General features: G+C 62.5%; 10 protein-coding genes. 8 read left to right on the forward strand and 2 right to left on the reverse strand.

What is annotated here, in order from left to right; translation table 11 throughout:
- The first annotated feature begins 169 nt into the window (after window positions 1-169).
- Entirely contained in the window at window positions 170-1,912 is a 1,743-nt protein-coding gene (locus ACSQ1W_RS07965) for a hypothetical protein (protein WP_436042694.1), read from the forward strand.
- 463 nt (window positions 1,913-2,375) lie between these two features.
- Window positions 2,376-3,350: a bifunctional helix-turn-helix transcriptional regulator/GNAT family N-acetyltransferase gene (locus tag ACSQ1W_RS07970; RefSeq protein ID WP_436042696.1), complete on the forward strand. Its 975-nt coding sequence runs from the start codon at window positions 2,376-2,378 to the stop codon at window positions 3,348-3,350.
- 429 nt (window positions 3,351-3,779) lie between these two features.
- Here the strand turns inward: ACSQ1W_RS07970 and ACSQ1W_RS07975 are convergent, their stop codons facing one another.
- Together ACSQ1W_RS07975 and ACSQ1W_RS07980 are read right to left on the reverse strand one after the other, a co-directional pair.
- Window positions 3,780-4,961 carry a sensor histidine kinase gene (locus ACSQ1W_RS07975; RefSeq protein ID WP_436042697.1) on the reverse strand — a complete coding sequence of 394 codons (1,182 nt, stop codon included), beginning with the start codon at window positions 4,959-4,961 and terminating at the stop codon, window positions 3,780-3,782.
- Window positions 4,962-4,971: 10 nt separating this feature from the next.
- Complete coding sequence (locus ACSQ1W_RS07980; protein WP_436046150.1) at window positions 4,972-5,664, reverse strand: response regulator; 693 nt, start codon at window positions 5,662-5,664, stop codon at window positions 4,972-4,974.
- A gap of 166 nt (window positions 5,665-5,830) precedes the next feature.
- On the opposite strand from ACSQ1W_RS07980, the gene ACSQ1W_RS07985 reads away from it, so the two are divergent.
- The 6 genes from ACSQ1W_RS07985 to ACSQ1W_RS08010 all read left to right on the forward strand — a co-directional run bounded on the left by ACSQ1W_RS07985 (window position 5,831) and on the right by ACSQ1W_RS08010 (window position 15,934).
- Window positions 5,831-7,243, forward strand: a complete 1,413-nt coding sequence (locus tag ACSQ1W_RS07985) for an efflux transporter outer membrane subunit (RefSeq protein ID WP_436042699.1) — start codon at window positions 5,831-5,833, stop codon at window positions 7,241-7,243.
- Window positions 7,244-7,303: 60 nt separating this feature from the next.
- Window positions 7,304-8,401 carry an efflux RND transporter periplasmic adaptor subunit gene (locus tag ACSQ1W_RS07990; RefSeq protein ID WP_436042701.1) on the forward strand — a complete coding sequence of 366 codons (1,098 nt, stop codon included), beginning with the start codon at window positions 7,304-7,306 and terminating at the stop codon, window positions 8,399-8,401.
- On the forward strand, window positions 8,398-11,484 hold the full coding sequence (locus ACSQ1W_RS07995) for an efflux RND transporter permease subunit (protein WP_436042703.1): 3,087 nt from the start codon (window positions 8,398-8,400) through the stop codon (window positions 11,482-11,484). Before ACSQ1W_RS07990 ends, ACSQ1W_RS07995 begins: the two co-directional genes overlap by 4 nt.
- A 127-nt stretch (window positions 11,485-11,611) precedes the next feature.
- Window positions 11,612-12,901, forward strand: a complete 1,290-nt coding sequence (locus tag ACSQ1W_RS08000) for an NAD(P)/FAD-dependent oxidoreductase (protein ID WP_436042704.1) — start codon at window positions 11,612-11,614, stop codon at window positions 12,899-12,901.
- A 4-nt stretch (window positions 12,902-12,905) separates the two neighbouring features.
- Entirely contained in the window at window positions 12,906-14,837 is a 1,932-nt protein-coding gene (locus tag ACSQ1W_RS08005) for an esterase/lipase family protein (protein WP_436042706.1), read from the forward strand.
- Window positions 14,838-14,929: 92 nt separating this feature from the next.
- On the forward strand, window positions 14,930-15,934 hold the full coding sequence (locus ACSQ1W_RS08010; protein WP_436046151.1) for a lipid A deacylase LpxR family protein: 1,005 nt from the start codon (window positions 14,930-14,932) through the stop codon (window positions 15,932-15,934).
- Window positions 15,935-16,157: the final 223 nt, after the last annotated feature.

Raw genomic sequence — 16,157 nt, forward strand, 5'->3', positions numbered from 1 at the left:
CGTTTTGCAGCGCGGTTGATTCCATCGCGTATTCGCTAGTGCATGCATGTATCTGACGAGCGGGGCGCCTGGTTGCGCCACGATGGGTGTGCGTGAGCGCAGACTGTCGGTGGTGACGTGATGTGTTTCCTGCTCATGGCAGGCACGGACAGAGCGATGCTCCATCGAGTTGAAGATCGAAGCGCTACAGCAAGGAATTTTGGTGACGTGCGTCCATCGACGTGGGCGCATGCCTTTCGGAAGTACAGATCTCTCTCGCGACGTCAGGAAAGACAGGCGGAGGATTCACATGTTCTCGAGTACAGGCGTGCACCCTCGCTGGCGTTCACGGATGTGCGCTACCTGCGCGCTTTCCGTGTTGTTCTGCCTTCTGCCCATGCACGCATGCGCGGATGAAGTGCGCCAGGGTGTATTGCAACTCCGCTGGGGCGATGCGGCGCGCGCGGCACCGGGAAGTACGTCGCTGCCACCGCAATTCGAGGTCTGGCTGGATGCGGGACCGCGACACCGCTACCGGCTGGACGCTGATCAGGCCAGGCGCGCGGCGGGCGATCTCTATGCGTTGGCCAATCGCCGGGTTGCGGTGTCCTACGCACCCGGACGGGGCGACGCACAGCCCCGCGCGGATGGGCGCATCGAGCGCGCTGCCATGCTGATCGATGCCATCGTGCCTGCCGATCGGCTGTCGGTGCGTGCGCAGGCGAGGGGCGTGGATGGCCGCGCGGTCCTTTCGATGCCACTGCGAGGCAGTACGCGATGGATCACCCTGATGTGCAAGTTCGGCGATATCGACACGGAGCAGAAGCCGCGTGAGTTCTTCCGGTCGCAGTACGGCAATGCGCCCGGCCAGTTGGGTCATTTCTGGTCGGAGGTGTCGTACGGCAACATCGATCTTGCCGGAAGCGACGCGTACGGTTGGTACACGCTGTCCAAGCCCCGGTCCGCCTATGTGGACATCGCGGGTGGCAAGCCGAAGGTCGATCTGTCGCTGCTGTTTGCGGACTGCACGGCAAAGGCGGATCCCGAGGTCGATTTCCACGGCGTCCACGGCATCAACCTGATGTTCAACGGCGAACTGGATGGCTACGCATGGGGCGGGGGTGCCTGCGCGACGCTGGATGAGCTCTACGTCTGTCCGCGTTCGACATGGAACCCACCCTGGTCCTTCTCCCATCTGGCTTCGATGGCGCACGAGATGGGACATGGCTACGGCCTGCCGCACTCCAACAACAGCGACGGCGACGGCGACACCTACGACAATCCCTGGGATCTCATGAGTGACGCGTGGCGGATGGCCGGCAGCGATGCGACCTATGGCCTGCTGCCCAAGCACATCAACATGTTCCAGCGGCAGCGGCTGGCCTGGGTGACGGCGGCACATACGCTGACCCTTCCGGCGGAAGATGTCGGCACCCATGACATCGTGCTCGATGCCGCCAGCCTGTACCCCGCCACCGGTATCCAACTGCTTGTACTGGCGTTGCCCGCCCAGCCGGATCCCTTTTCGACCGTCATCTATACGGTGGAGGCGCGACGCCGTACCGGCAGCTACGAGTCCGGGCTGGCGGGCGATGCGGTGATCATCCACCGGGTGAACGATTATGGCATTGCCTACAGCATGGACGCCGACGTGCCGCCCGCCGATCACTCGGCCAACGAGGGCTCAATGCTGAAGCCGGGCGAGCGTTGGACCATGCCGGAAGGGCAGCATTGGGTGGAGGTGCTGGAAGCGACCGCGAACGGATTCATCGTACGCGTCGGTCCACGGCCCCGCATCATGAGTTCACCCCTGCCGCCGCTGGTGCATGGTCCGGACAGCGCCGGGAACGCCGGGGCGGGCGTCTCGGCACCCCGCGCGAGACCCGCCCAGCGACGGATGATGGACATCCTCCATGCGCTGAAAGTGCGGTGATGGGACATACGGTGATGTCCGGTTCCGACCCGAAGCTGACATTCGTGCCTCCACGACTGGATGCCTGCCACGATGATCGCCATGCCTGATGCACTGCCCGCCCTGGAACGAGGCGAGTTGGTTCGACTTGTTCCCAAGTGGTATGCCTGGTCCCACCTCGCTCTACTACGTTAGTCGAACTCTTCTGCCTGCCAGGACGCGGGCTTTCATCGATTATGTGAGCGAAGTATTCCAAAGCCAGCAGCTAGCGGAGCGATTCGCAGGAAGCATCGGCTAAGCCACTACGCCGTCCGCGCCGGACCACGGATTCAAAGCATCGACTCAACACGCTGAAGTCCGAGTAGACGATTGGGAGCACGCTACCCGAACACCCGGAAAGCAATGATTGACGGGCTTTCGAATATAGTTGCATCATGCAACCTAATAGAGATAACTGGCAGACGTAGACGTGAGCAGTGCGCTAGTGAATCGAATCAGGTCATCCTCACGCACCTTGGTCAGGGAATGGGGCTTCCTGCGGGCAACAATCGCTGGGACCAGCTATTCGCCCTCGGCGGTCCATGCCTTGATCGAGATCGACGAGAAAGGCCAGAGCACTGCAGCATCGCTAGTGGAGCTACTCGGGCTGGAAAAATCGAGTGTAAGCCGTTTGGTTGGCAAGCTCGTTGCGGCAGGAGAGTTGATGGAGGTCGCTGGAGATTTGGATGGTCGAATCAAGCGCCTCCGATTAACAAGCCGAGGCCGCCGCACGGTCGCGAGCATCCATGCGTACGGCCAAGCTCAGGTCGAAGCGGCGCTTGGGAGGCTGAGCGCAACGCAGCGCCGCGTCGTGGCAACGGGGTTGGCAGACTATGCCGATGCACTTACCGCGCAACGGCGCAACTTGCCAGGCGCTGCTAGCGCGACGGATGTCGTGCAGGTCGTCGCCGGCTATCGACCCGGCGCCATTGGTCGAATCGCAGAGATGCACGCCGCTTACTACGCCCGCCACCATGGGTTCGGACAATTCTTCGAAAGTAAGGTCGCAGCAGGTGTCGCAGAATTCGCCGCTCGGCTCGATCATGAAACCAACCAGCTGTGGCTGGCCATCAAGGACGAGCGCATCGTGGGGTCGATAGCGATTGACGGCCAGGATTTGGGAGAAGATCAAGCGCATCTTCGCTGGTTCATCCTAGATGACGTCGCGCGCGGCACCGGTGTGGGCCAAAGATTGCTCGAACAGGCTATAGCATTCTGCGATGAGGCAAACTTCAAGTCCACACACTTGTGGACATTTGCGGGCCTCGACAGGGCACGCAGTATCTACGAGAAGCACGGCTTCACTTTGGCCAAGGAGTGGAAAGGTAACCAGTGGGGCGTTGAGTTAGTCGAGCAGCAGTTTACTCGTCCAGGTGACTGCCGTGACCGGGGGAGGGGCTCTGGGGATGCCTCTGGTTGAATCCACTAGGCAGGCTTGCGGGTCGGGTGAAGGTCGGTTTCTGACGCAGTGTTCCAGATGCTGCTGCCGCCCGTTGCTATGCACGAAGGAACAATCGGCCGATACGTTCTTAGCTGGGCTCGCCCAAGGACCGCTTGCATGAGGGGCTCGATTTTTCACCGTATGAGACATTGCCACTGTCCACGGGCGGTAAAGTGCCGGCAAGCTGCAATGATGGCAAGCCAACACGTCTTGGTTGTGCTGACTAAAGACCCATGATACCCGCGCCCAGTCAGAAGCCATCATGAGAATGTGGTGTGAACCTGTGCTCAGGTGATCGGCGACAGCAACGCTCTAGGTATCCCTCCGTCCAGCAGCCAAACACTGTTGCGCGCTAGGTTGCCATTCCGCATGCAGCCGGAACCCGGACACCGCAGGCTTGTGACGATGCTACGAGAGCGGAAACCGTGCGGTGCACAAGAGCCCACTGGGAAGCACGGCTTCAAAGTGCAGTGACCCGCCATGCGAGTGGCAGATCGCTGCCGCGATAGCCAGGCCCAGCCCGGTACCTCCTGAGTCACGTGTGCGTGATTGGTCCGCACGCCAGAATCGATCCACCAGCTTTGGAAGCGAGTCGGCCGCCACACCGGGGCCGGAATCCGCTACCTCAAGAATGCCCATCTCAAGCTGCCGTCGCACTTGAACGCGCAAACTCCGACCTTGCTTGGCGTGGCGCAAGACGTTCTGGATGAGAATGGTGGCAACCTGAGCGATCCTACCCCTGTCCCCTTGGACCACGACCGTCGTATCCATGCTGCACTCAGTAAGGATGGATGCCTCCTTTAGCGGAGCTTCCAACCATCGCAGGACTTCGTGCACGATCTCCGCCAGAGACACCTGCTCTGTCTGCAGCGAGAGCTGTCCGGCCCGGGCCAAGGACACCAAGTGCAGGTCACCGACCAGGCGGTTAATTTGCTCCAGCTGGCGATGCACCATCAGCAGTTGCTGGTCGTCCCGTGGAAAAATGCTATCCAGCATGCCTTGGACGCGCCCCATAGCGGCGTTGAGCGGGGTTCGCAATTCATGCGCCAGCATGGCGCTGGATTCGCGCATCTCGCGCTCGTATTGCTCCAACTGGCCGGACATCGCGTTGAAATCGTCAGCTAAGCCGCGCACCTCGGCTGGCGCATCCTGTACCAAAGTCACTTTCGCACCAAACTCGCCATCACTCACGCGATGCGCAGCGGTACTTACATACAGAAACTGGCGGGCCGACGGCTTGGCCAAGCCGAAGCCCACAATCACGATCACCGGGATGAACCCCAAGACGAGAATGCCGACCAAGATCCAGTCACGATTGCTGGTGCCCGGCATGACATCCCGGATGGTGTAGTAGGAGCGGACCAACGTCCACAGTCGCTCCTCGTTCTCCGAGGGTGAGGCGCTCAGCCGCTCCAATTCCTGGCGAACTTCGGGCGGGGCATGCCTGAGTGCATGATAGTCAACGTAGGCATAACGTAGCCAAAGAGTGCCGGCGATGGCCACGACCACACCGACAGCCAAGGCGCTCATTCGCAGGCCTAGCCAGGTCCGCAAAGGGAGGGCCTTGCGATGGGGGTGGCGGTTAGGCATGGCAGGAGCCCTATTGAAACCGGTATCCGACAGCGCGGACGGTCACCAAGACATTGTGGATGCCGCGCGCATCCAGTTTCCGCCTCAAGTTGTGGACGTGGGCATCCACTACGCGCTCGAGCGCGTTACTGTCGGGCAGGCACGCGTCCAGTAACTCTGCGCGCGAGAATGCCTTGGATGGTGTCTTGAGGAGCTTGGCCAGCAGCGCGAACTCAGTGGGTGTCAGTTCCAGAAGGGCAGGTGAGTCGTTTGGTTGGCTCACACTTGCCGTACGAGCATCCAGATCCACCGTGAGCCCTTCGTATCGAAGCGTATGCGCATCGATTCTTTCGCGCTGGTAGGTTCGGCGCAAGACCGCATGGGTCCGCGCCAGCACTTCCTTGGGACTATAAGGTTTAACGACGTAGTCGTCGGCACCGTAACGCAGCGCGCCCAGCTTATCGGATTCATCCCCTATGGCTGTCACCATGATGACGGGCACATCGCTCGACCGCCGGATCTGGGCCAGCACCTCGGTGCCGCTGCGTTTGGGCAGCATGACATCCAGCAGAACCAGATCAGGGCGCCATTGGGCATGCAACTGCAGGGCGCGCTCACCATCGGATGCCACGGCGACCTCGAAGCCGTCCCTGCGCAAGTAGGCTTCCAGAATACTGGCGCCGTCAGGGTCATCCTCAACGACAAGGATCCGCTTGCCGAGCATCCCGGCCTCCGGCGTAAGGGGCGTCTTCATCAATTCTTGATAATTCCTAAAACAGGCCTTGAAAGCCCAGGGGCACACTGCCGGCCGTCCATAGACTACCGCGACCTGCGTCATGCCCCCAATCTTTCCGCCCCCCGCCTCGGTACGCCGTCCGGTCCTGTTAACGGTGGCATTCCTGCTCACCGCCGGGTGTTCGCTCACTCCGGCCTATGTTCGACCTGAGGTACAGCTTCCGGCGACCTTGGGGGCCTTGGGGACGACGGGGGGGCCGGGCCCGGTCGTCCAGCGCGTACCGTTGACGGAGCAGGAGCGCCGGATCGCGCAGACCTTGGCGTCAGGGCCGGAACTGGAAGACATTCTGCAACGAGGGCTGGCTCGTAATGCCGACTACCAGATTGCTGACCTCACCGTAGAGCGCGCACGCGCGGAACTGAGGATCCAACGGGCGCAACGCGTGCCTCAGGTGGATGTCACCGCACAGGCGCAACGACAGCATTTCGACGATGACGCTCTGGATGCCCGGTACCAGCAAGATCTCAAGAGCGTGGGAGTCGGCGTTAACGCGTTTGAGCTCGACCTGTTCGGTCGGGTGAAGGCCATGTCGGCCGCCAGCCGCGAACGCTTCGTGGCATCAGAGCACGGTCGACAGGCGTTGCGCGGGGCCGTTGTCGCCGAGATATTGCGCGCCTACGTGGCCGAGCAGGCTGCCGCAACCGATCAGGTGCATGCACGGAGCCTGCAGGAAGCCGCCCAGACGTTGCTGCAGTTCGCGGTGGCGCGCCAGCAAGTCGGCGTTGCCTCGACCGACGAGGTCAATGCCCATCGCGCAGCGGCTGATCAGGCCGAGGTCGACGTCCAACGGGCGGTCGACCGTCAGCGTTCAGCGTTACGGGCACTGCAGATATTGGTGGGCTACGACCTGGTGCCGAACCGCATCGCCTTCGATGCAATCACGGCTTCAAGCGAGGTTCCACAAGCGCTTGGCTCGCTGGACTCGGCCATCTTGTTGACCCGCCCCGATGTGCAGCAGGCCGAAGCCGAACTGCGCGCGGCCAATGCCGACATCGGGGCCGCGCGGGCGGCATTCTTCCCCTCGATCACCCTGAGCACGGGCGTCGGAACAGCCAGTGAGGACCTGGGCGGACTCTTCGAGGGCGGGAGCCGGAGCTGGACATTCATTCCGCAGCTTTCCCTTCCGATCTTCGACCTCGGCCGCCGACGGGCCAATCTGGATCTTGCCCATCTGCGCAAACGCACCGAAATTGTGGAATACGAACGCACCGTCCAGGCCGCCTTCCGGGAAGTCGCCGATGCGCTGGACGCCGTGCAGACCAGCGCCAGTGCACAAGCGCGCAGCACTCAGAAGGCCCAAGAGAGCCATCAGCGTGCCGCGCGGGCACTGACCCGCGTGTCGCGAGGACTGCACGACCCGGCCGTCGCAGTGAATGCCCGCGCCGAGGCCTTACGCGAGGCCCGATCGCATCTGGATACCGTACGAGACCAGGCGTTTGCGCAAATCACGTTGTTCTCCGCGCTCTACGAGGTGGAGTACGCGCCGCCGGCCACGGCCTCCAAGTAGGCCCGAATCTTCCAACACCCCTTCGACGCGGTTCGCCGCACCGACCCGAGCTGAGATCCTATGAAGCCTGTTGCCCTGCTAGCCCTATGCGCCGTCCTGGGCGTCCCTGTGTTGAGTGGCTGTTCCGACGAGCGCGCCCGTGCGGAAGAGGCCCCTCGAGCCGTCAAGCTGGAGACGGTGGGCGCGCACGGCGACAGCCTGCGCCGATTCACCGCCACGGTTCGCCAGCAAGAGCGCGTAGATGCCGCCTTCGAGAACGGGGGGCGCATTGCCCAGATCCTGGTGGATGTGGGTGACCACTTCCACAAGGGCCAAGTGTTGGCGCGGCTGGACGCGGAGACCTTGCGCCTGCGTGTCCAGCAGGCCGATGCAAACGTTCGTTCGGCCAATGCACAGGTCACCGAGAGGCAGGTGCAGGTCCATCAGCAGCAGGCCCTGTTTGAGGACGGCGCCGCCTCGCAGGCCAGCCTGACCACGGCCACCGTAGCGCTTGAGTTGGCCCGATCCCAATGGCAGGTGGCACTGTCCGATCGGGGACTGGCCGAGCGGGCCTTGCGCATGGCAGAGCTGAAAGCGCCCTTTGACGGCAGCGTCATCAGCCGACGCGCTCAGGCGCACGCCGATGTGGCCGCCGGTGAGGCTGTGCTGCAACTGGAAGGCGCCTCCACGCTGCAGGTGGTGGCCAACCTGCCCGAGTCGCTTGCACGGACACTGCGGCGGGGCGATACGGTTCAGGCCGAATCAGCCGGTCAACCGATTTCGCTGAAGGTGCGCAGCATTTCTGCGCGTGTGGAGAGCGCGGCTACCGTGGAGGTGCTGCTGGATGTCGCCGGCGATGCCCTTTTCCTGCGCAGCGGCGAGAGCCTGCTTCTTAGTCCGCAGATGCCGTCCTCCTCCCAGGTTGCGGTGCCCTTGGCAGCGCTGACGATGGCCAGCGACGGCCAGAGCGCAAACGTCTTCGTATACATCCCCCAGCAGGGCACCTTAAGGCGTCGCCAGGTGGCCTTGGGGAGGGTGGAAGGCGACCGCGTTGTGATCAAGGCGGGTCTGAAGGCGGGCGAGCAGATCGTCACGGCCGGCACGGCCTTCTTGACCGATGGCCAGCAGGTGGTTCCGTTTCGTTCCAGCTCCCGTCTCGGCGCCGGAGCGCAGTCATGAAGTTGACGCAGTCCGCGTTGGGATCGAGCCGCCTGACCTTGTTCGTGGCGGTGATGCTGCTACTGGGCGGCATTTTTACCTTCCTGGGCTTCCCCTCCCAGGAGGAGCCGTCGATCACCGTACGAGAAGCACTGGTGAGCGTGGTTCAGCCCGGCCTGCCGACAGAGCAGGTCGAGCGCTTGCTGGCTCGGCCGGTGGAGGAGCGGCTGCGCGAGATCGCGGGTATCAAGCGCGTGGTAACGACCGTGCGTCCGGGCATGGCGATCATCCAGCTGACCGCCTACGACGATGTGGCGGACCTGCCGGCCCTCTGGCAGCGGGTGCGTTCCAAGGCCGCCGAGGCGGAGGCCGCCCTGCCTGAGGGAGCATACGGTCCGTTCATCGACGATGAATTTGGTCGCGTCGCCGTGGCCTCGGTGGCCATCACGGCCCCCGGATTCAGTACCAGCGAGATGCGTGCGCCTCTGCGTGATTTGCGCGCGCACCTGTACACAATTGCCGGCGTCGAGCGGGTGTCGATGCACGGTTTGCAGGAGGATCAGGTCTACATCGATTTCGATCGGGCCAAGCTGGCCGAAGCGGGTCTGACGCCGGCCCAGGTGAGCGCCCAGCTGCAGGGGCAGAACATCGTGTCACCCGGTGGCCTGGTATCGGCCTCTGGCATGTCATTCTCAATGACCACCACAGGCGAGATCAGCACTGTTGAGGACTTGCAGGGGTTCCTGGTCACTGCCCAACGTGAGGGTGTGGCCCGCGAGGTGACCCTGGGTCAACTGGCCCGCATTCACGTCATGCCGGTCGATCCCCCCCAAAGCGCGGCCGTGTACCAGGGCCAGCCGGCGGTTGTGGTGGCGGTCTCCATGGGCAAGGGCCTCAACGTGGCCAAGGTGGGTCAGGAACTGCGAAAAAAACTCGAAGAGACGGCAGATTTGCTGCCTGCCGGCTTCCAGCAGCATGTGGTGACCTTCCAGGCCGACGTGGTCGATCGGGAAATGGGCAAGATGCACCACGTGATGGCAGAGACGATCATCATTGTGATGGCGGTGGTCATGCTGTTCCTGGGCTGGCGAACCGGCCTGATCGTGGGCGCCATCGTGCCGTTGACCATTCTGGGCTCGCTGATCGTCATGCGGGTCCTGTCGATCGAACTGCAGTCCGTCTCGATTGCGGCCATCATCATTGCCTTGGGCTTGCTGGTTGACAACGGCATCGTAATCGCCGAGGACATCGAGCGTCGGCTGGGAGAAGGGGAGGGCCGTTGGCAGGCGTGCGAGGCCGCTGGCAGGACGCTGGCGATCCCGCTGCTCACCTCATCGCTGGTGATCGTGCTGGCGTTTTCGCCCTTCTTCTTTGGCAACACCGCCACCAATGAGTACCTGCGCTCGCTGCCGGTCGTGCTGGGCGTGACGTTGCTGGGGTCCTGGCTGCTGAGCATCACCGTCACCCCCTTGCTGTGCCTGTTCTTCGCCAAGGCGCATGTCGCGCAGGACCATGCACCGCAGAACTACGACTCGCGCTTCTACCGCGGCTACCGGCGCATTATCGAGACATTGTTGCAACATCGCCTGCTCTTTATCGGCAGCATGGTGGGTCTGCTGGCCACCGCGATCGTCGTGTTGGGCTCCATTCCCTACGATTTCCTTCCCAAGTCTGATCGCCTTCAGTTCCAGATCCCGGTGACACTGGAGCCGGGTGCGGATTCGCGCCAGACCATGCAGGCCGTCCAGTCGATTAGCCGCTGGTTGGCTGATAAGAAGGTCAATCCGGAAATCGTCGACAGTATCGGATATGTGGCCGACGGCGGGCCACGCATCGTGCTTGGCCTCAATCCACCCCTGCCAGCGCCCAACATCGGCTACTTCACGGTCAGCATCAAACCTGAGACGGATATTGATCACGTTATTGCGCGCACGCGTTCGCATATCCGCGCCAACTTCCCGCAATTGCGGGCCGAACCCAAGCGCTTCTCACTGGGGGCCACCGAAGCGGGACTGGCCGTTTATCGGGTCACCGGGCCTGATGAAGACGTGCTACGCGCGGTGGCCGGGCAGATTGCACAGGCATTGAAGGCGCTGCCTGGCACCATCGATGTGTACGACGACTGGCAGGCGCGGATTCCGCGTTACGTGGTCGACGTAGATTCGCTCAAGGCAAGCCGGGCAGGCATTACTCATCAAGATGTGGCCAAGGCGCTGGAGATGCGTTTCTCGGGGACAACCATTTCGGTCGTGCGCGAGGAGGGCGTTAATACGCCGATCGTGATGCGCGGCAGCGCCACCGAGCGCAACGGTCGCGCCGATCCGGGTGATACGCCGATCTTCCCGCAGAACGGTGGCGTGCCGGTGCCGCTGTCAGCGATCGCCACGGTCACCTTGTCGTCGGAGCCATCGACGCTTGTCAGACGCAACTTGGAGCGCACCATAACCGTCACCGGTCAGAATCCTGCCATGACGGCAACCGAAATCGTCTCTTCGTTGCAGGCCTCGATTGAGAAGATCGATCTGCCACCGGGTTACCGGATTTCGCTCGGAGGAGAGATCGAGGATTCGGCCGAAGCCAATGACGCGCTGACACAGTTCCTACCGCATGCCCTGGGCGGCATCCTGCTGCTCTTCATCTGGCAGTTCAATTCGTTCCGGAAGCTGTTCATCGTGATCGCAAGCGTGCCGTTCGTGCTGATCGGCGCAACATTGGCCCTGGTCGTGACCGGTTTCCCGTTCGGCTTCATGGCCACCTTCGGCTTGCTTGCACTGGCCGGCATCATCGTCAACAACGCGGTGCTACTGCTGGAGCGTATCGAAGCAGAACTCAAGTCCGGACTCAGTCGGCGCGAGGCGGTAGTGGCAGCGGCAGTCAAGCGCCTGCGGCCGATTGTCATGACCAAGCTGGTGTGCATCGTGGGTCTGGTGCCATTGATGCTGTTCGCCGGCCCCCTATGGACCAGCATGGCGATCACCATGATTGGCGGGTTGGCCCTGGGCACGCTGGTGACCCTTGGCCTGATCCCGATCCTATACGAGACCTTGTTCTCGCTCAGAGTGCCGAGCCTGGATGCGCGTGGCGCCCCGGAAGCGCAGCCATGAACACCCCTCAATCCGCACATGAATGCACCGGCGCGGCAATCGTCGCCCGGCCTCCTCTCGGTCGTACTCCCGCTACTGATAGCGGAGTGCGTGCAGGCACGGGTAGGGCATTGAAGGAGCGCACCCCATGAAGACGCCCCGCATTGTCATCGTGGGGGGCGGGATTGGCGGCATGCTACTTGCAACACGCCTGGGTCGTCGGCTGGGCCGCAGTGGCAAGGCGCACATTTGTCTGGTCGACCGTGAGTTCACCCACGTTTGGAAGCCGCTGCTGCACACCATTGCCGCCGGCACACGTGATGTTCACCAGCAGCGCGTCCATTTCCTTGCCCACGCCCAGCAGAATGGTTACCACTTCGAACCCGGTGAACTGATCGGCGTGGCGCGTCATGCCCGTTATGTGCGCTTGGGGCCGTTACGCGAGGCCAAGGGCGCCATTGCCGTGGGTCCTCGTGAGCTGCCCTACGACCTGCTGGTACTGGCCTTGGGGAGCGGCGCCAATGACTATGCAACGCCGGGCGTGCGCGAGCATGCGTACTTCATCGACGGTCAGGCGCAAGCCGATGCCTTCAACCACGCCTTGCGCATGCAGCTGCTTCGGTCAGCCTTGCACGACACCGATGTCAGGATCGCTATCGTAGGCGGCGGCGCCACCGGGGTGGAACTGGCCGCCGAACTCAGCGATCTGATGGAACAGGCCTCGGGCCTGGGCGATGGACAGATGCGCCAACGGCTGCAGCTAACGCTGTATGAAGCGGGCCCCAGGATTCTGGCGGCCTTTCCGGAGCGGATTTCCAGAGCCAGCACGGACATCTTGCAAGGCCTGGATTTCACCATCTGCACAGGAACGCGCGTTCGGGCGCTAACCGAAACCCACGTCGTGCTGCAGCACGGCCAGCCGCAGCCGGCGGATCTGGTGGTGTGGGCGGCCGGTGTCAAAGCGCCGAGCGTGTTGACCCAAGTGGCTGGTCTGTCCTTGAACCACCAGCAGCAGGTGCAGGTCAGGCCCAATCTGCAAGCGAGCATGGATGAGCGCATTTATGCGCTTGGCGATTGTGCCAGCTTGCTCCCGCTAGATGCCGCGCATGCCCTGCCGCCCACCGCACAGGTCGCCGCCCAACAGGCCGCGCACTTGGCGCGCCATATCGAACGGGCATTGCATGGAGGGACGGTGCCGGCCTTCACGTATCGCGACCAGGGTGCCTTGGTGTCATTGGGCAAATACAGCGCCTACGGCACCTTGGGTGCCGCCGGTCTGTACCCGGGCTGTTTCATTCGAGGACGACTGGCCCAGCTCGGTCATGCGTGGCTGCATCGACGTCATCAGGCCAGCGTCCTGGGGTGGCACCGAGCACCACTTGCCTGGTTGGCCGAGGCGACCAATGCCTGGGCCCATCCCTCCATTCGCCTGAGCTAAGAACATGTCTTCGTCCATCTACGGTCCTGTGGGGTCCAGGTTGCTTCGAGTGCTGGCGCTGTTGGGGTGCTGCATGACGTTCTTCGGCGGGTTGAGTGGCTGCGCCATGGTCAAGGCCAAGCCCATGAAGGCCCAGCACTACATAGAAGCCAAGCGTGGTGACATCCTGACGACCGGCCAGTTGAGTGGCTCCACTCGCCAGACCTTGAACATCCTGGGGCTGGAAGAGCGCTTCTGTCTTGCACAGCCAAGAGAGTGCGCGCAGGAACTGAGCCAGGCCGATGGTGCATCTCGTGAGAACGGCCTGGCCGCCGCTGCGGAGGTGTGGATGGCGCGTGCATTGCTGGGCAGGGCGGAAGCATCCGTCGGCGCCGAAAGGGACGCCCGGCTCTCGGCTTGGCTGGAAGTCGCACGCCACGCCTATGCCTATCTCTTCTTTACCGAGCGCACGCCTGCCGAACGTGGACTCGAGGAGCGGCAAACCCAAGTGCGCGACTACTACAACTATGCGGTCGAACGGGTGGTGAGCGCCGTCTTTGCGCACGTGAAGCAGGGCCATCAGGACGCCATGACCACGGGTATGTTGCCGGCGCCGGCGCCTTGGACCCTGTCGTTGCAGTTGGACCAAGTCGAGCCGAAAGACAGGCTCGCTATCCCAGAAGCGATGCTGCCCGCCTCAGCGCTACGGTTCAAGGGTATCCGCAACCAGTACCGCCGCGATGGATTCGGCACGGAGATGGTGGCTGTGATGGCCGATGAGCCCGTCGATCTGGAGATGGGTGAGGACTTGGCCGTACGCCCAGGGCAGGTCAGCTTCATGCCTACGCCCAATGTCACGCTCGTTCTGCGCTTTGGCGGCCATTCCTTGTCCGAGGTCTTGGGCACCACCGATGCCACCTTGTACGCGTTGGACCCGCTACTGCACAACGACGTTGCACTAGGCGGCTTCGATGTGCCGCTGGCGGCCAACTACACGGCTGGCTACGGCGTCTGGCTGGCCCAGTCCGGGTTTGCCGGAAACTCTCTACGTACCCTGTTCGGCATGAAGGCCGGGCTGGAGCGCCCGCACCTGTTCCTGTTGCAGCCCTACGATCCGCAGCGCCGCGTCCTGTTGCTGGTGCATGGCTTGGCGAGCAGTCCGGAGGCATGGGTGAATCTGGGCAACGATGTGCTGGGCGATGAGACGCTGCGCAAGCAATACCAGATCTGGCTGATGTACTACCCCACCAATCTGCCTTTGGCTTACAACCACATGGCGATTCGGGCCACCGTACTTCGCACGCTCAACCATCTGGACCCGGACCGCAACGATCCTGCATCGAGCCAGATGGTCCTGGTGGGACATAGCATGGGAGGGGTGATTTCCCGTTTGATGGTCTCCACCACGCAAGGCGACCGTCTCTGGAACGCCTTGGCGATGGATGAACTCCCTGACGGTGTGGATCCGGCGCAGATTCGCGCCGAAGTCGGGCCGCTCCTGACCTTCGATTTCATGCCCGAAATTGGTGCTGCGGTTTTCGTCGCGGCCCCGCACCGGGGAAGCCCCAAGGCCAATGGCATGATGGCTGCATTGGTCCGTAAATTATCGCGGGTGCCGTTGGCGCTGCAGGCACGCTATCAACACACTGCCAAGATCGCCACGGATCTGCCGGACAGGCTACCCCTGAGTATCGACAACCTGAGTCAAAGTGATCCCTTCATTAAGGCGATCGCTGATCTGCCGATTCGACCGGGGCTGGAGTACCACTCGATCATTGCACGGGAAAAGAGGGCCGGACCTCTCTTGGCGTCCAGTGATGGCGTCGTCCCCTACACCAGTGCTCACCTGGACGGAGCTTTGTCCGAGAGCATCGTCCAACATGGACACAGTGTTCAGGAGAATCCGCAAGCCATCCTGCTTCTTCGTCGTATTCTTCGTCGGCTGGCGGATCGGTGATGCCACGATCCGTCCTTGTCGCGGCTGCGATCAGATCCAGCGTTGCAAGCCTATACCGTGTGCGTGCGACCGGCAGCATCCTGACGCTGCTCATGCTCCCAGTCATGGCGCTGGCTGACTCCGCCTATGCTGCACCGTGCCAAGCCAGGACCGCGCTACCGCCCACCGTCAACTTTCGTGTCGACAACGATCTGTTTGGCAATCAGGACCAGGGATACAGCAACGGCGTACAGCTCACCCTGGTTTCGCCCAATCTGACGGACTACACCGATGACCCCTGCCTGCCGCGTTTGGCACACCTGATCAACCGTCATCTGACCAAGCTGACGCCTGCGCAGTTTGATCAACAGAACATGGTGGTGACTTTCAGCCACGCACTTTTCACGCCGACGGACTTCACTCGAACCGATCTCATCCGCGAAGATCGCCCATATGCAGCCGCCTTGCTGGTGGGGCTGGGCTACAACGCCCGTGTTGGAGACGCATTACGCACTACACATCTCCAGTTCGGGCTCGTCGGCCCGTCGGCGCGCGGCGAAGAAGTGCAGAATGAGATCCATCGCATGATCGGGGACGAGCCCTTTCGTGGTTGGAAGCATCAATTGCGGGACGAGCCCGTCTTTCGAATCATCCATGAACGCATGCAGCGCTACTCCCCGGGAAAGGGGGTGTGGGGGTGGGATGCGATCACTCACTATGGGGGCAGTCTCGGAAATCTAGCCACCTACGCCAATGCCGGTGCCGAGATTAGGGTAGGGCGCCACTTGCCCGACGATTTCGGCAGTACACCGCTACGACCGGCGGGAGAGAACACGGCGCCAGGCCGCTACCGAACCTGGGGTTCCTTGCTGGGCGTCCATCTGTTCCTGACAGCCGATGCCCGCTGGGTCCTGCGCGACATCACGCTAGACGGCAACACGTTCAAGAGGAGCCATAGCGTGGACAAGCGGCCATGGGTAGGCGAAGTGGGCATTGGTTTGGCCTTGACCAAAGGACGGTGGAAGTTTGCCTTAGCCCGCTATGACGTCACGCGGGAATTCGCGGGCCAGAAAGACACTCCCAAGTTCGGAAGCTTCACGATCACTCGTGCCTTGTAGCACCACTGATCCAGCGAGTGACTCAAACCAGGATCGGGAAACCTCTGCCAGCGGCCAGTGGTGCGCCCAACAGGCCCAAACCGCACATTGGCTAAGCCAGTTCGGCGGGCCCGTGTCGTAGCCGCATGGTGCTCCACGCTGGGCACCCCCACCACCTCCCATGCCGGCGATGAAAATCATCATCCGGGCCGCGACCGGAGCAGGGTTGGCCATGATCCATCCT

Origin of the sequence: Pseudoxanthomonas sp. LjRoot143 (genome assembly GCF_964252945.1) — a bacterium.
GTDB lineage: Bacteria > Pseudomonadota > Gammaproteobacteria > Xanthomonadales > Xanthomonadaceae > Pseudoxanthomonas_A.